This is a genomic window from Streptomyces sp. NPDC006314, from assembly GCF_040613075.1.
GTDB lineage: Bacteria > Actinomycetota > Actinomycetes > Streptomycetales > Streptomycetaceae > Streptomyces.
Genome location: NZ_JBEXRL010000002.1, coordinates 491,972 through 507,297 on the forward strand (window position 1 = coordinate 491,972; position 15,326 = coordinate 507,297).

The 15,326-nt window shown below is 72.5% G+C and carries 14 protein-coding genes; 4 read left to right on the plus strand and 10 right to left on the minus strand.

Features of this window, described 5'->3' with window-relative positions; translation table 11 throughout:
- Positions 1-4: 4 nt before the first annotated feature.
- The 3 genes from ABZ079_RS05380 to lipB all read right to left on the minus strand — a co-directional run bounded on the left by ABZ079_RS05380 (position 5) and on the right by lipB (position 2,332).
- A complete protein-coding gene (locus tag ABZ079_RS05380; protein WP_356938064.1) occupies positions 5-202 on the minus strand; it encodes a hypothetical protein in 198 nt (65 codons plus the stop codon).
- 226 nt (positions 203-428) lie between these two features.
- Positions 429-1,418, minus strand: a complete 990-nt coding sequence (gene lipA / locus ABZ079_RS05385) for a lipoyl synthase (protein WP_356938065.1) — start codon at positions 1,416-1,418, stop codon at positions 429-431.
- 116 nt (positions 1,419-1,534) lie between these two features.
- Positions 1,535-2,332: a lipoyl(octanoyl) transferase LipB gene (gene lipB / locus ABZ079_RS05390; RefSeq protein ID WP_356938066.1), complete on the minus strand. Its 798-nt coding sequence runs from the start codon at positions 2,330-2,332 to the stop codon at positions 1,535-1,537.
- Between the two features lie 239 nt (positions 2,333-2,571).
- Here lipB and ABZ079_RS05395 point away from each other — a divergent pair, with 239 nt between their 5' ends.
- Positions 2,572-4,029 (plus strand): regulator, encoded by a 1,458-nt coding sequence (locus ABZ079_RS05395; RefSeq protein ID WP_356938067.1) that lies wholly within the window; start codon positions 2,572-2,574, stop codon positions 4,027-4,029.
- Positions 4,030-4,215: 186 nt separating this feature from the next.
- Here ABZ079_RS05395 and ABZ079_RS05400 read toward each other — a convergent pair whose 3' ends face one another.
- Positions 4,216-5,580 carry an NAD(P)/FAD-dependent oxidoreductase gene (locus ABZ079_RS05400; protein WP_356938068.1) on the minus strand — a complete coding sequence of 455 codons (1,365 nt, stop codon included), beginning with the start codon at positions 5,578-5,580 and terminating at the stop codon, positions 4,216-4,218.
- A gap of 192 nt (positions 5,581-5,772) precedes the next feature.
- On the minus strand, positions 5,773-6,666 hold the full coding sequence (locus ABZ079_RS05405) for a TIGR01777 family oxidoreductase (protein ID WP_356938069.1): 894 nt from the start codon (positions 6,664-6,666) through the stop codon (positions 5,773-5,775).
- Between the two features lie 73 nt (positions 6,667-6,739).
- On the opposite strand from ABZ079_RS05405, the gene ABZ079_RS05410 reads away from it, so the two are divergent.
- Positions 6,740-7,228, plus strand: a complete 489-nt coding sequence (locus tag ABZ079_RS05410; RefSeq protein ID WP_356938070.1) for a GNAT family N-acetyltransferase — start codon at positions 6,740-6,742, stop codon at positions 7,226-7,228.
- Positions 7,229-7,271: 43 nt separating this feature from the next.
- Here the strand turns inward: ABZ079_RS05410 and ABZ079_RS05415 are convergent, their stop codons facing one another.
- Positions 7,272-8,456 (minus strand): MarP family serine protease, encoded by a 1,185-nt coding sequence (locus ABZ079_RS05415; RefSeq protein ID WP_356938071.1) that lies wholly within the window; start codon positions 8,454-8,456, stop codon positions 7,272-7,274.
- Between the two features lie 626 nt (positions 8,457-9,082).
- Here ABZ079_RS05415 and ABZ079_RS05420 point away from each other — a divergent pair.
- The gene (locus ABZ079_RS05420; protein WP_356938072.1) at positions 9,083-9,313 is read left to right on the plus strand and encodes a hypothetical protein; all 231 of its coding nucleotides are present in this window, start codon (positions 9,083-9,085) and stop codon (positions 9,311-9,313) included.
- 9 nt (positions 9,314-9,322) lie between these two features.
- On the opposite strand, the gene ABZ079_RS05425 is transcribed toward ABZ079_RS05420, so the two are convergent.
- The 4 genes from ABZ079_RS05425 to ABZ079_RS05440 form a co-directional block, all read right to left on the minus strand.
- Entirely contained in the window at positions 9,323-9,841 is a 519-nt protein-coding gene (locus tag ABZ079_RS05425; protein ID WP_356938129.1) for a DUF4240 domain-containing protein, read from the minus strand.
- A 56-nt stretch (positions 9,842-9,897) separates the two neighbouring features.
- Positions 9,898-10,881, minus strand: coding sequence for a YafY family protein (locus ABZ079_RS05430; RefSeq protein WP_356938073.1), 984 nt, complete (start codon positions 10,879-10,881; stop codon positions 9,898-9,900).
- 94 nt (positions 10,882-10,975) lie between these two features.
- Entirely contained in the window at positions 10,976-13,678 is a 2,703-nt protein-coding gene (gene aceE, locus ABZ079_RS05435; protein ID WP_356938074.1) for a pyruvate dehydrogenase (acetyl-transferring), homodimeric type, read from the minus strand.
- 259 nt (positions 13,679-13,937) lie between these two features.
- Positions 13,938-14,561, minus strand: coding sequence for a GntR family transcriptional regulator (locus tag ABZ079_RS05440; protein ID WP_356938075.1), 624 nt, complete (start codon positions 14,559-14,561; stop codon positions 13,938-13,940).
- 307 nt (positions 14,562-14,868) lie between these two features.
- Between ABZ079_RS05440 and ABZ079_RS05445 the strand changes: the two genes are divergently transcribed.
- Positions 14,869-15,261: a WXG100 family type VII secretion target gene (locus ABZ079_RS05445; RefSeq protein ID WP_356938076.1), complete on the plus strand. Its 393-nt coding sequence runs from the start codon at positions 14,869-14,871 to the stop codon at positions 15,259-15,261.
- Positions 15,262-15,326 lie beyond the last annotated feature (65 nt).

Below are 15,326 nucleotides of genomic sequence, written 5' to 3' on the forward strand. Positions count from 1 at the left end.
GGCGTCAGGAGCGGGTGGCCGCCTGCTCCAGGACGCGCTGAGCCTCGACGCGGTCCTTGGCACGGCGGCGGTCCTCCAGGACGGAGGTCCAGGCGTTGCGGCGGGCGGTGCGCTGACCGCTGCTCATGAGCAGGGACTCGACGGCGCGGAGGGCGTCGGTGAAGGACGGGATGGCGGTGGCGCGAACGGGCGCGGCCTGCATGATCGAGGTCCCCCCTCGGTCTGAGTGTACGGGGCGTGATACCAGAGTCACTCATTGGTGTTACCAGGGCGTGACGGACCGGTCAAACACGCATGAAGCCTCGATGCGCAGTGGCGAAACGCCGACGCGGCCCTGACGGTCGCCCTATCAGCGAGGACGGTCAGGACCGCGTCGTCTCGGCCATTACTGGCCAGTAATTACTTGTGCGCGAATTCACACGCTTGGCTCACACCGCCTGGGCGGCGATGAACGTCCCGCCCTGCTGCGGAGCAGCCGACTGACGCTGTTCGATCGCCATCCCGTACAGGCGGCCGGCGCGGTACGAGGAGCGCACCAGCGGGCCGGACATCACACCGGAGAAGCCGATCTGCTCGGCCTCCTCCTTCAGCTCCACGAACTCCTGCGGCTTCACCCAGCGCTCCACCGGGTGGTGCCGCACGGAGGGGCGCAGGTACTGGGTGATGGTGACCAGCTCGCAGCCGGCGTCGTGCAGCTGCCTGAGCGCCTCGCTGACCTCTTCACGGGTCTCGCCCATGCCGAGGATCAGGTTGGACTTGGTGACCAGGCCGAAGTCGCGGGCCTCGGTGATGACCTTGAGGGAGCGCTCGTAGCGGAAGCCGGGGCGGATGCGCTTGAAGATCCGGGGGACCGTCTCGACGTTGTGCGCGAAGACCTCGGGGCGGGAGGAGAAGACCTCGGCGAGCTGCTCGGGGACCGCGTTGAAGTCGGGGGCCAGCAGCTCGACCTTGGTACGGCCGCCCTCGCGCTCGGCGGTCTGCGCGTGGATCTGGCGGACCGTCTCGGCGTACAGCCAGGCGCCGCCGTCCGCCAGGTCGTCGCGGGCGACGCCGGTGATGGTGGCGTAGTTCAGGTCCATGGTCACCACGGACTCGCCGACGCGGCGCGGCTCGTCACGGTCCAGGGCCTCGGGCTTGCCGGTGTCGATCTGGCAGAAGTCGCAGCGCCGGGTGCACTGGTCGCCGCCGATGAGGAAGGTCGCCTCGCGGTCCTCCCAGCACTCGTAGATGTTCGGGCAGCCGGCTTCCTGGCAGACCGTGTGCAGCCCCTCGCTCTTCACGAGGTTCTGCATCTTCGTGTACTCGGGACCCATTTTCGCCCGGGTCTTGATCCACTCGGGCTTGCGCTCGATGGGGGTCTGACTGTTGCGGACCTCCAGGCGCAGCATCTTGCGTCCGTCGGGTGCGACTGCGGACACGACCGGCTCCCTGTAGCTTCGATTCTTCGGCGTACACCAGGGTACGCCCGTGCTCATTGCGCCCTGCCGTGGAGGCCAACCTCACTGCCGCAGGGTGCATTCCCCGACGGAGGCGGTCAGGCGGTCGCCTTCTCGATCACCCGGGGCCTGAGGTCCGCCTTCTCCAGCACGTCCTTCAGGTGCTTCTCGACCACCGGCAGAACCTCCTCGATGGTGACGTCCCGGCCCAGCTCGCCCGCGAGGGAGGCCACTCCGGCGTCCCGGATCCCGCACGGGATGATCCGGTCGAACCACTTGTTGTCGGGGTTCACGTTGAGCGCGAAGCCGTGCATCGTGACGCCCTTGGCGACGCGGATGCCGATCGCGGCGATCTTCCGGTCCTCGCGGCGCTGGCCCGCGTTGGAGGGCGCGTACTCGGGGCCGTTCAGACGGGGATCGAACTCCTCGTCGTGCAGTCGCGGATCGAAGTCGAGGGAGAGCCCGCCGAGCGCCGGCCGCCGCTCGACGGGATCGCCGAGCACCCAGACCCCGCTGCGGCCCTCGACCCGGGTGGTCTCCAGGCCGAACTCGGCGCAGGTGCGGATCAGGGCCTCCTCGAGGCGTCGTACGTGGGCGACCACGTCCACCGGGCGGGGCAGCTTCTGGATCGGGTAGCCGACGAGCTGGCCGGGACCGTGCCAGGTGATCTTGCCGCCGCGGTCCACGTCGATGACCGGTGTGCCGTCCAGCGGGCGCTCGCTGTCCTCGGTGCGCCGGCCGGCCGTGTACACCGGGGGGTGTTCCAGGAGCAGCACGGTGTCCGGGACCTCGTCGGCGAACCGGGCCGCGTGCACCCGGCGCTGCTCGTCCCAGGCCTCCTGGTACTCGACGGCATCCGCACCGAACCCCATGCGGACGAACCGCAACCCACTCACGGCAAGCGCCTCCCTCAGTGACCGGTGTGCCAGGCGCGTCACGCGCCCACGCCACTGTACGTCCGACCGGCGCACGTCAGCCCTGCGGGCAATCCTCACACGATCGGATGAATGCACACCGAAGAGTGCGATCGCCTGCTCACTCTCCGCTACATTCGCGCCGTTCGTGAGGCCATAAGGGCTGCTGAAAGGCAATCCGGGCACTTCAAGGGCCCGGAAGGCAGGAGACCGCACCGCAGATGACGGACCGACCCGCGCAGCGCACCCCCAACCGCCAGCTCGCCGCGCTCATCGCAGAAGCGGGGTTCTCCAACGCTGGTCTGGCCCGTCGCGTCGACCAGCTCGGCCTGGAGCACGGGCTGGACCTGAGATACGACAAGACATCGGTCACCCGGTGGCTGCGGGGACAGCAGCCGCGCGGTACGACGCCCGCCCTCATCGCCGAGGTGTTCACACGCCGGCTCGGACGCCGGCTCACGGCCCAGGACCTCGGCCTGGACGCCTGTGCGCCGGTCTACGCCGGGCTGGAGTTCGCGGCCACCCCGGAGGAGGCCGTCGACATCGTCAGCGGACTGTGGCGCAAGGACTCCGGCAGCCATGCCGAGCTGCGCAAGATCGCCTTTACCCCGGCCGGGCTCGTCGTGCCCAGCCGGGACTGGCTGATCGGCAAGTCGGACGACAAGGTGGCCCGGGACCCGGCCCCCCGGGTGCCTCCGCAGGTCCGGCCCGGTGCCGCCAAGGCCCAGCCGGTCAGTCCGCCACGGGCCCGTGGGCACGCCGAGCGCGGCGCCGGCCACAAGGTCACCGGCGGCGACATCGCCGCGCTGCGCTCGGTCGGCGAGCTTTTCCGCACCCTCGACGACCGGTTCGGCGGCGGCCACGCCCGGCAGGCCCTGGTGCGCTACCTGGAGCACGAGTGCGAGCCGATGCTGCGCGGCAGCTACGGCGAGCAGACCGGCCGCCGCCTGTTCGCGGCCGCCGCCGATCTGACCCGGCTCGCGGGCTGGACCTCGTACGACATCGCCGCGCACGGGCTCGCCCAGCGCTACTTCGTCCAGGCCCTGCGGCTCGCCCAGGCGGCCGGCGACCGGGCCTACGGCTCCTACGTCCTGGTCACCATGAGCCGCCAGGCCGTCTATCTGGGCCACGGCAGGGAAGCCGTGCAACTCGCCCGGGTCGCCCAGCAGGGGGTCGGCACCGGTGCCCCGCCGGTCGTCCAGGCGCTGCTGCACGCGGCCGAGGCGAGGGCGCACGGGGTCCTGGGCGAGGTGCGGGCGTGCACCGCGGCGCTGGTCCGGGCCGAGCGCGCCCTGGAGGCGGCCCGCCCCGGGGACGAGGTGCCGTACTGGGTCAAGTTCTTCGACGAGGCCCAGCTCGCCGACGAGCTGGGGCACTGCCACCGGGATCTGCAGCAGTTCCGGGCCGCCGCCCAGCACGCCGAGCGCTCCCTTCAGCTGCGTGCGCCCTCCTACGCCCGCAGCCGCCTGTTCTGCCGGGTCGTCCTCGCCACCGCCCGCCTCGGTCTCGGCGAACTCGACCAGGCCTGCGCGCTGGCCGCGGAGGCCGCCGGCCAGGCGGTGGAGATGCGGAGCGCTCGCGCGATCGAGTACGTCAGGGACTTCGAACGCCGCCTGGAGCCGTACAAGGACGCGGCACCGGTGAGGGGATACCGGCAGAAGGTGGCGGCGCTGGGATGAGGGGGTCACTGCGCGACCGGGGACGGGATGGGGTGGCCGGGCGGAGTTCGGCACCGATGGACACCGCCGCGGTGGCTATGCGCCGTCGCGGTGGTGCTCACTTCCCGTCCGGGGGCGCCGAACCCGCTCAGCCGCCCCTGGCTGAACGCCGTCTGTTCGTCTACGCCGCTCGCGGCACCGCCGGTCTCACGCCGCCCTCGGCAGGGTCGGTGCGGGAGCGGCGCTGTTCATCGAGCCCGCCGCGCCCAGGTCGGCCAGTATCGCCGCGGCGGCCCGGTGGGCCGAGTGCAGGGCGCCCTGGACCGTGCTGGTGTCCCGGTGGTCGCCGCAGACGTACAGCCCGGCCAGCAGCCGTACCGGCCGGCGCAGGTCGTGCGGCGGGCGCATCGCCGGGACCGCCTCCGGCGTGTGGTGCACGGCCAGCGTCTCCCAGCGGCGCGTCGAGGTGCCGTAGAGCCGGGCGAGGTGGATGCGGACCGCCGTGTCCACGCCTTCCGGCGGGGTGCCCAGCACGGTCGAGGAGACCAGCATCCGGCCACCCGGGGCCCGGCTCGGGTCCACGTTGCTGAGCACGGACGTGTGCGCCACCGGCCCGCCCCGGTCGGCGTCCAGCAGCAGCGAGGTACCGGTCGAGAAGGCCACGGCCGGGTCATCGGTGGTGTGGTGCACCACCGTCACCGGGTGGAAGTCCGGCACCCTGAGCCCCGGCAGCAGCTCCGCCGCGACGCGCGCGTCGGTCGCCACCAGCACCGCCCGGCAGCGGACCTCCCCGTGCTCGGCGGTGGTCACCGAGGTCGTGGACACGGAGGTGACCCGGACCCCGGTGTGCACGGTGCCGGGCGGCAGCTCCCGGGCCAGCAGTTCCGGCAGCATCTCCGCGCCGCCCTCCGGCACGCCCAGCCGCCCGCACGCGAAGGCGCGCAGCGCCAGGTCGGCACACCGGCTGGACGTGGTCAGCTCGGGGTCGCACAGCAGCGCGGCGAGCAGCGGGCGCAGGAAGCCGTCGATGGTGCGGGCCGGAACTCCGCGCTGGGCGAGTGCTTGGGCGGCGGGCATCTCGGGGCGGTTCAGGATGCGTTCGGCGGGGGTCGCGGCGATCCGGCCCAGCGCGGCGCCCAGCCGTGCCTGGTCCACCGCACCGCCCACCGGCGCGCCGGCCCGGCCGGGCGTGGCCGCCGCGCCCCTCGGGGCGCTTGCGAGAGCGCGCACCACATGGAGTGCGCCCCTTGCGCTCCCTCCGACCGCCGGGGCGCCCGCGCGGTGCCTGCGTCCGTCGCGGTGCAGCAGGACACCCGGCGCGAAGCGGCGCAGCACCAGGGAGTCGAGGCCCGGTGACAGGCGGAGTTCGGGACAGGACGTGGACAGCAGCTGTCCGATGCGGTCGAGCCGGAAGCCGTCGACCTTCTCCGTCGACATACGGCCGCCGACGTACGGGGCGGCCTCCAGGACCGCGGTCGTGATTCCTGCGCTGGTCAGCCGATGAGCCGCCGAGAGGCCGGCGATTCCGGCTCCCACGATGACGACGTCCACCTGGTACGCGGGCTCAAGCACGAGGCCCCTCCTGTGGTTGCACGGCCGGTGGAGACGTCATGCCCCCAACTGGCTCCAGGGATACCCGAGTTCGCGTCGAGGTTAGGGCCGTGATCGGTCAAGAACAGTCGCGCATCGACAGGGCACGGTCGCATAGAGGTCGCATACGGTCACAAGAGATCTCACGAGATCGCAGGACATCCCTGGCGTATGTCAGGCAGCCCGTACCGATTCCTCGATGCCCGGAAACGCGAACCGGAACCCCGACGCCAACAACCGCTTCGGCACCACCCGTTGGCTGCCCAGCACATCCCCGGCCATCTCGCCCAGCACCGCCCGCAGCACCGGCACGGGCACCGCGAGGCGCGCCGGCCGGTGCAGCACCCGCGCCATCGCCTCGGTGATCTCACGGTTCGTCAGCGGCTGGGGCGCCGTCAGGTTGAACGGCCCGGACAGCACCTCGCCGTCGATGAGATGCCGGATCGCGGCCACCTCGTCGTACAGCGCGATGTACGACCAGTACTGCCGCCCGTCGCCCAGGCGCCCACCGAGCCCCGCCCGGAACAGCGGGAACAGCCGCCCCCAGGCCCCACCGCCACGCGCCACGACCAGCCCCGTGCGCAGGAACACCGTCCGTACGCCCGCCTCCTCGACGGGCGCAGCCGCCCTCTCCCACTCCACGCACAGCCGGGGCAGGAAGCCGTCACCCGGCGGGGCGCTCTCGTCCACCACCCGGTCGCCGGTCTCGCCGTAGAAGCCGATCGCGCTGCCGTTCAGGAACACCCGCGGCGGCTCCGGCAGCGCGGCCACCGCCTCGGCCAGCGTGGCCGTGCCCAGCACCCGGCTGTCCCGGATCAGCCGCTTGTACTCCGGTGTCCAGCGCCGGTCGCCCACCCCCGCCCCGGCCAGGTTGACCACCACGTCGCAGCCGATCAGCCCGGCCGCGTCCACGTGCCGCCGAGCGGGGTCCCAGCGGATCTCGTCCGGGCCCCGGGGCGCCCGGCGCACCAGACGGACCACCTCGTGCCCGTCCGCGGTAAGGGACCGCACCAGAGCGCTGCCGATCAGACCGGAGGCGCCGGCCACCGCGATTCGCGAATGTTCCATGACCTCAGCATGACGTCACGGCCGGCACAGAACGCGGTGGGAGCGCCAGGGGTCCCACCGTAGGGTGATCGCCATGCCGGAGCCGTACATACGCACCGCCCGCCCCGACGACGACGGGGAACTGTCCGTCCTCGACCGGGCCACCTGGTCCACCCTGCACGAGGTGATGCCCGCACCGCAGCCACCGTACGAGCCCTTCTTCGACGAGCGCCGCGGCCCGGACGACCACCTGGTCGCCGAACACGACGGGCGCATCGCCGGCTACATCCGGCTCGCCCGCCCGACCCCGCTCGCCTCGAACGCGCACGTCCTCGCGATCCAGGGCTTCGCCGTCGCCGGCGAAGCGCGCGGACGGGGCATCGGGCGCGCGCTGATCCGGGCCGCCGTCGAGGAGGCGCGCAGGCGGGGGGCGCGGCGCCTCACCCTGCGCGTACTCGGGCACAACACCCCGGCCCGCACGCTCTACGAGTCCGAGGGCTTCACCGTCGAGGGCGTGCTGCCCGGGGAGTTCCACCTGGACGGCCGGTACGTCGACGACGTCCTCATGGGCCGCCGGCTCTGAGACCCGTTCCGGGGCCGTTGCCCGTCGACCCCGTTCACCGGCCCTAGGAGTCGACCAGTTCGCCGGTGTCCACCGCCGCCGTCGCCATGGCCGCGCGCCGGGCGTCGCCCGCCACCTCGGACGCCGTCAGCACGTACCCCGTCTCGGCGTCCGAGGTGGAGCGGGCGAAGACCACCCCGAACACCTTGCCGTCCGTGGTCAACAACGGGCCGCCGGAGTTGCCCGGCCGGACCGTGGAGCGGATCGAGTAGATCTCCCGGGTGACCGCGCGGTCGTTGTAGATGTTCTGGCCGGTCGCCCGCACCTTGTTCGCCACCTTCGCCGCCTGCAGGTTCAGGTTTCCGTCCTGCGGATAGCCCGCCACCACCGCCGAGTCCCCGCGCACGGCACCCGTGTCGAAACGCAGGCCCGGGGCACGCAGCGCCGGCACGTACAGCACGGCCACGTCCCGGTCGGGGTCGAAGAGCACCACCCGGGCCTCGTACGACCGCCCGACCCCGCCCACCCGCACGCTCGGCCGGTCGATGCCCGCCACCACGTGCGCGTTGGTCATCACATGCCGCGCGGAGTAGACGAAGCCGCTACCCTCCCGGCCCTCGGTACCCGAAGCACCCTCGATCTTCACCGTGCTCAGCTTGGCGGCGCTCGCGGCGGCCGGAGTGACACTGTCGCCGGTGGGCCGGGCCACCTGGGCCGTCGACTCGTTCTCGAACGGGTTGAAGACCTGTGGGAAACCCGCCTCGGTCAGCGCGGACGTGGCCCGCGAGAACCACGCGGGAGTCGTCTGCGGCATCGCCTGCTGCACCGTGCCCAGCAGCGCCGAGTTGCGTATCGCCGTCGTCAGGGCCTGCGACGGGGCCGCGCCCAGCACGCTCGCCGCCACCCAGGCCACGATCAGCACCGCGACCGAGTTGGCCGCCGCGCCCCCGATCCCGTCCGCCACCCGCAGCGGACCCCGGTCCAGCTCGCCGCGCAGCCGCAGCGCCAGCCGGCCCGCCAGCTCGTGCCCCACCACCGCCGGCACCAGCACCGTCAGCACCGCGAGCACCGTCGCCTGCGCCGAGCCGCGCTCCACCAGCCCCGTCACCCACGGCAGCACCCACACGCCGACGACGGCGCCGCCGACGAACCCGGCCAGCGACACGCACCCCGCCACCAGCCCACGCCGGTAACCCGACACCGCGTGGACGAGGACCACCAGCACAAGCACCAGGTCGAGCAGGTCCACGGAGCCGCCTTTCTCTCGGACCCCTCAGTACGGACGGGACGGGCCCCCTGATCAGTCACACGCACGCGAGCGGCCACCGGGCGGCGAACCGGCCACATATCCATGTACCCACAGAACGTCCCGGACCAGGACGATGGTTCCACCGGGTGGCGCAGCGCACACCTCGGGCACGGCGCAACGCACCGAGAGCGGGATCGTGCCGGTCGCCCGAAGAGCGCGGGGCCACCGATACGACGAGGCGCACGGCCCCGGGCGCCCTGCCGGTGCCGCCCGGCCTGCCGGTCTGCCTCGCGCCGGCTCTGTGCGCCCGTGGCGTCGAGTGCTCCGCCACCGCCCGCCCCGCCCGGCCCGGCCCCCGCCGCCCACCGTGCCGTGCGGCCGCCCGTCCTGCCCCGCCCGGCCGGGCCGCCACCGGACACGCCAGGCCGCCCCCCCGCCACGACGACCGGGTGGTCGCCGTCTTCCTCCACCACACCGACTGGCCGCCCGCCTCCCCGGGATCCGGGCGACAGCCGGCCCGACCGCCGGGGCCGGACGCCCACAGGAACGCCATAGGCGCCACGCAGCCCGCACCGAGCCCCGCCCCCTACGGTCGAGGACCACACAAACCGACGGGAGGTGGGGCCGTGGACAGCGGTCGTAGCGAGTCCGTGCGGCAGCGGACCGGCCGGACCCGGACCGCGCGCGGCCCCTGGGCGGTGGTCTGCGCGGTCGCGGCCGTCGTACTCGGCCCGGCCTCGGTCACCGCGTCCGCCCTGGACCAGGCCGACGCCGCCCCGCCGCACCACGCGGTGAAGGCCGACCGGTCCCGGTCCCACCCGCCGACGGACACCAGCCGCAGGCACACGACGGCATGAGACCCGGCGTCAGCCCCTGAAACGCTCCCACAGCCGGGGATACCGCTCCGCGAGCGCCCGCTCGTTCTCGAAGTCCAAAGGCCTGCCCGCCGGCTCGGCGGGCGCCGGGGCGATGCCCAGGTCGGGCGCCACGGTGCCGGTCAGCTGCTCGTAGGCCTCGTCCGCCGCGTAGCCCAGCTCCTCGCCGTCGCCGTCGATCTCCTCGTCGAACTCGTCCAGCAGCTCGGCCAGGGCGTCCGGATCGTGCAGGGCGCCCTCGAAGACATCCCGCCCCTGGCCGATCAGCCAGCACCGGAAGAAGTCGAACGCGTCGTCGCTGCAGCCGTCCAGGAGCACCCAGGCGGCGCCCCACAGATCCCAGCGGTAGGCGCGGTTGTAACGGGCCTCGAAGTGACGGGCGAAGTCCAGGACCATCTCCGGCTCCAGCTGGAGCAGACGCTCCACCAGCAGGTCGGCCTGCTCCTCGGGGTCGCCCTCGGCGGCCCCGCGGGTGGCGTCGATCAGCTCCCAGAACTCCGTCTCGTCCATCACGCCACCAGCATCGGGCCTCGGCCGGTGGGCCGCACGCGGAGTGCCGCGGATCGTTACCCGGCATCCGGGCGCCGGTACAGCTCCGCGATCCGGGCCGCGTCCGCGGCGAACCGCTCCCGCAGGCTCACCGGTGCCAGCACCTCGGCCTCCGGACCGAGCGCGGTCAGCTGGGTGTGCGCGACCTCCTCCGACTCCACCGGCAGCGTCAAGGTCACCCAGCCCTCGCCGTCCGGTTCGACGGCGCCACCGAGCGCCTCGCGCGCGGACAGCGGATCGACGGTGTGCGGCAGCCTGCGCACGCCCTCCGGGGACAGCCGTACGACGACCTCGGCGCGCAGGATCGACCGGGCGAACCGCTCGGCCTGCGCCGCCCAGTGGCCGGGCAGATCGAAGTCCGGGTCGCGGCCGAAGCGCTCGTCCAGGGTGTCCAGGCCGGTGAACCGGTCGATCCGGTAGGTCCGGAAGGAGCCGCCGGCCACCCGCGCGCACAGGTACCAGACCCCCGCCTTCAGCACGAGTCCGTACGGCTCCAGCCGCCGCTCCACCTCGCCGTCCCCGCGCCGGTAACGGGCGATGACACGGCTGTCCTCCCACACCGCCTCGGCGAGCACCGGCAGCAGCGCGGGCGTCTCCGGCTCCCGGAACCAGGCGGGCGCGTCCAGATGGAAGCGCTGGGCGGCGCTGTCCGGGGCGTCCCGCAGGGAGGGCAGCAGCGCGGCGGAGACCTTCAAACGGGCCGCCGACGCCGCGTCCTCCAGGCCCATCTCCCTGAGCGCCCCCGGCACCCCGCTCAGGAACAACGCCTCGGCCTCGCTCCGGGCCAGCCCCGTCAGCCGCGTCCGGTATCCGCCGACCAGCCGGTACCCCCCGGCCCGCCCCCGGTCGGCATACACCGGCACCCCCGCCTCCGACAGCGCCTGCGCGTCCCGGGTGACCGTCCGCTCCGACACCTCCAGCTCCCGCGCCAGCTCACCGGCGGTCATGGAGGGCCGGGACTGCAGGAGGAGCACCATCTTGATGAGGCGTGCGGCGCGCATGCCTCTCATGATGCCGGGGCGACTTCGCGCGCAGGGAAACGGAGGCGGCGGACCCGAGGGTGTGCACCCTCGGGTCCGCCGCGACAGCTCTGGCCTACAGGCCGTACTTCTCCCGGGCCTCCTTGACCGCCGTCGCCCGGACCTCGCCGCGCTTGGCCAGCTGGGCCAGGGCCGCCACGACGATCGACCGGGCGTCGATGCCGAAGTGGCGGCGGGCGGCCTCACGGGTGTCCGACAGGCCGAAGCCGTCGGCGCCCAGCGAGGAGTAGTCCTGCTCGACCCACTGCGCGATCTGGTCCGGGACCTGGCGCATGTAGTCGGAGACGGCCAGCACCGGGCCCTCGGCGCCCTGCAGCGCCTGGCGGACGTACGGCACGCGCTCCTCGCCGCGCAGCAGGGCCGCGTCGGCCTCGAGGGCGTCGCGACGCAGCTCCGTCCAGGAGGTCGCCGACCAGACGTCGGCGGCCACGCCCCACTCCCCGGCGAGCAGCTTCTGCGCCTCGAGGGCCCAGTGGATCGCCGTACCGGAGCCGAGCAGCTGGATCCGCGGGGCGTCGGCCGGGGCGGCCACGCCCGCGGACTCCGCCGTGTTGAAGCGGTACAGGCCCTTGACGATGCCCTGGTCGATGCCCAGACCCTGCGGCTTGGCCGGCTGCGGCAGCGGCTCGTTGTAGACCGTCAGGTAGTAGAAGACGTCCTGGTCCTCGCCCGGCTTGGCCTCGCCGTACATCCGGCGCAGGCCCTCGCGGACGATGACCGCGACCTCGTAGGCGAAGGCGGGGTCGTACGTGAGCGCGGCCGGGTTGGTGGCCGCGATGACGGGGGAGTGCCCGTCGGCGTGCTGGAGGCCCTCGCCCGTCAGGGTCGTGCGGCCGGCCGTCGCGCCGACGAGGAAGCCGCGGCCGAGCTGGTCGCCGAGCTGCCACATCTGGTCGGCCGTGCGCTGCCAGCCGAACATCGAGTAGAAGATGTAGAACGGGATCATCGCTTCGCCGTGCGTGGAGTACGCGGTGGACGCGGCGATGAAGTCGGCCATCGAACCGGCCTCGGTGATCCCCTCGTTGAGGATCTGGCCGTTCTCGGCCTCCTTGTAGTACATCAGCTGGTCGCGGTCGACCGGCTCGTACGTCTGGCCCTTGGGGGAGTAGATCCCGAGGGACGGGAACAGCGACTCCATGCCGAAGGTGCGCGCCTCGTCGGGGACGATCGGCACCCAGCGCTTACCCGTCTCCTTGTCGCGGACCAGGTCCTTGACCAGGCGGACGAAGGCCATGGTCGTCGCCACGTTCTGCGAGCCCGAGCCCTTGTCGAAGGAGGCGAACGCCTTCTCCGCGGGGGCCGGCAGCGGGGCCAGCGCGTGCGTACGGCGGGCCGGGGCGGGACCGCCGAGGGCCGCGCGGCGCTCCTGGAGGTAGCGGACCTCGGGGGAGTCGGCGCCCGGGTGGCCGTAGGGCACCACGCCGTCGACGAAGTCGCTGTCCTTGATCGGCAGTTCCAGCAGGTCGCGCATCGCCTTGAACTCGTCCACCGAGAGCTTCTTCATCTGGTGGTTGGCGTTCTTCGACGCGAAGCCCTCGCCCAGGGTGTGGCCCTTGACCGTCTGGGCCAGGATCACGGTCGGCGCGCCCTTGTGCTCGACCGCGGCCTTGTACGCGGCGTAGACCTTGCGGGACTCGTGACCGCCGCGGGAGAGGTGGAAGCACTCGAGGATCTTGTCGTCGCTGAGCAGCTTCGCCATCTCCACCAGCGCCGGGTCGGCACCGAAGAAGTCCTGGCGGATGTAGGCGGCGTCGCGGGTCTGGTACGTCTGGACCTGCGCGTCCGGTACCTGGCGCAGACGGCGTACGAGCGCGCCCGTGGTGTCGAGCTGGAACAGCTCGTCCCAGGCGGAGCCCCACAGCGTCTTGACGACGTTCCAGCCGGCGCCGCGGAACTGGGCCTCCAACTCCTGCACGATCTTGAAGTTGGCGCGCACCGGGCCGTCGAGGCGCTGCAGGTTGCAGTTGATGACGAAGGTGAGGTTGTCCAGCTCCTCACGGGCGGCGAGCGCGAGGGCCGCGGTCGACTCCGGCTCGTCCATCTCGCCGTCGCCGAGGAAGGCCCAGACGTGGGACGCGGAGACGTCCTTGATGCCGCGGTTGGTGAGGTAGCGGTTGAAGCGCGCCTGGTAGATCGCCGACAGCGGGCCGAGGCCCATGGAGACGGTCGGGAACTCCCAGAGCCAGGGCAGGCGCCGCGGGTGCGGGTACGACGGCAGGCCGTTGCCGCCGGCCTCCTGGCGGAAGTTGTCGAGGTGCGCCTCGTTCAGGCGGCCGTCGAGGAAGGCGCGGGCGTAGATGCCGGGGGAGGCGTGGCCCTGGATGTAGAGCTGGTCGCCGGACCCGTCACCCTCCTTGCCCTTGAAGAAGTGGTTGAACCCGGTCTCGTACAGCCAGGCCGCCGAGGCGAAGGTGGCGATGTGGCCGCCGACGCCGTACTTCGAGCCACGGGTCACCATCGCGGCCGCGTTCCAGCGGTTCCACGCGGTGATCCGGGCCTCCATCTCCGGGTCGCCGGGCAGGCCCGGCTCGGCGGAGGTGGGGATGGTGTTGACGTAGTCCGTCTCGAGGAGCTTCGGCAGCGCGATGCCGCCCGCCTCGGCGCGCTCCAGCGTGCGGCGCATCAGGTACGCGGCGCGGTGCGGCCCGGCCTCCCTGGCGACGGCGTCGAGAGAGGCCTGCCACTCGGCGGTCTCCTCCGGGTCGCGGTCCGGGAGCTGGTCGAGCGCGCTCGGCTGGATGGCGTGGGGGTCGGTCATGTCGCCGCCTTCCTCAGTCGAAGGGGGTTCCCTCATCGGTAAGGGTTCGGGGGTGCCCTTGGTCTTTGGCAGGACAGGGCAGAGGACTTCGGTGGAAGTCCGTCGGCGACTGTAACCCCCTGATCGATGATCGATCAAAGGGTTGAGGGGGAAAACCTCTCGATTTCGAGAAAGTAGGCACCGGGTGCCTCTGAAATGGGCACCGGGTGCCGTGCCTGCGAGGGGTTTCCGCAGGTGAGCGCCGGTATGCTCGGCTGGGTCAGGCCCGCGGCGCGCACCCCAGGACGTGCGCCTTCACCAGCTCGGCGATGCGCGGGTCCCGGCGCTTGAACGCCTGCACCAGCTCCTCGTGCTCCTCGGCGTACGACTGCTGCACCGTGCCGAGCCAGCGGATGGACAGGGCGGTGAACACCTCGATGCCCAGGCCCTCCCAGGTGTGCAGCAGGACCGAGTTGCCCGCCGCACGGACCAGCTCGCGGTGGAAGCCGACCGTGTGGCGCACCTGGGCCGTGCCGTCGGCCTCGCGGTCGGCCTCGTACAGGGCCAGTACGTGCGGCTCCAGGGCCGAGCAGTCCTCCGCGAGGCGCCCCGCCGCCAGCTCCGCCGCGATGGCCTCCAGGCCGGCCCGCACGGGGTAGCTCTCCTCCAGGTCGGCCGCGGTCAGGTTCCGGACCCGTACACCCTTGTTCGGGGCCGACTCGATCAGCCGCAGGGACTCCAGCTCGCGCAGGGCCTCCCGGACCGGGGTCTGGCTGACCTCCAGCTCGGTGGCGATCCGCCGCTCCACGATGCGCTCGCCCGGCTGCCAGCGCCCACTGACGATCCCCTCCACGATGTGCTCGCGGATCTGCTCGCGCAGCGAGTGGACGACGGGCGCGGTCATGAGGGCTCCTCGGCAGTGCGGACCCGGCGGGTCGGCGGGACCCTTAGACAATACGGCCGTGGCCCCGGACGGAAGGGGCACGGCTGCTCTCACCTCAGGTGATACCTGTTACAGAGAGGTGCCCGCCCGGGTGGCGAGGCATGCGGCATCGTCGTCGGCGGTTCCGGACGAGACGCCAACGCCGCTGTCCGTCAACGACCTTGAGGCTCGCGACCGACCGGTGAATCTTGAACCTGTCGAATCCGCCTTCGATTAAGTTGGTCTCGGCGGGCGTGGCAGGCAGCCGAGGCAGAGCGGAACGGGGGGCATGGTGGGTTACAAGAAGGACCTGGCGGCCAAGCACGAGGATCTGACCAAGCTGGCCGACGACCTCGGCGCCATGCAGGAACATCTGACCCGGCAGGTCGAGCGCATGGACCGGGTCGTCGACGAGATCGAGGGCGGCTGGCAGGGACCCGCGGCGGCCGAGTACCGCAAGTTCCACCGCTCCGTCGCCGAGGACGCCGTGCGGATCCGCGACGTCATGAAGAAGCTCGAGGCGGCCGTGCGGCTGAGCCGGGACGGGTTCACCGAGACGGATCTCGACGTACTGGCGCGCATGCGCGCCGTCAAGATCGACATCGAGGCGGAGGTGGACGAGCTGTCCACACCGGCCGAGGCGCCGCCGACGCACCCGCGCAGCAGCCTCGACCGGCTGTGACACCGGCCGTAGTCAGTGAACGACGCGCAGGACAGCGGCGCTGGGGTGCCGCAGTCCAGGAAGGG

Bases quoted from the DNA above. Each gene is read 5' to 3' on its own strand.
- ABZ079_RS05395 (WP_356938067.1), top strand. From the start codon at position 2,572: ATGACGGACCGACCCGCGCAGCGCACCCCCAACCGCCAGCTCGCCGCG.
- ABZ079_RS05445 (WP_356938076.1), top strand. From the start codon at position 14,869: ATGGTGGGTTACAAGAAGGACCTGGCGGCCAAGCACGAGGATCTGACC.
- ABZ079_RS05440 (WP_356938075.1), bottom strand. From the start codon at position 14,561: ATGACCGCGCCCGTCGTCCACTCGCTGCGCGAGCAGATCCGCGAGCAC.
- ABZ079_RS05380 (WP_356938064.1), bottom strand. From the start codon at position 202: ATGCAGGCCGCGCCCGTTCGCGCCACCGCCATCCCGTCCTTCACCGAC.
- aceE (WP_356938074.1), bottom strand. From the start codon at position 13,678: ATGACCGACCCCCACGCCATCCAGCCGAGCGCGCTCGACCAGCTCCCG.
- ABZ079_RS05405 (WP_356938069.1), bottom strand. From the start codon at position 6,666: ATGGAACATTCGCGAATCGCGGTGGCCGGCGCCTCCGGTCTGATCGGC.
- ABZ079_RS05410 (WP_356938070.1), top strand. From the start codon at position 6,740: ATGCCGGAGCCGTACATACGCACCGCCCGCCCCGACGACGACGGGGAA.
- ABZ079_RS05430 (WP_356938073.1), bottom strand. From the start codon at position 10,881: ATGCGCGCCGCACGCCTCATCAAGATGGTGCTCCTCCTGCAGTCCCGG.
- ABZ079_RS05425 (WP_356938129.1), bottom strand. From the start codon at position 9,841: ATGGACGAGACGGAGTTCTGGGAGCTGATCGACGCCACCCGCGGGGCC.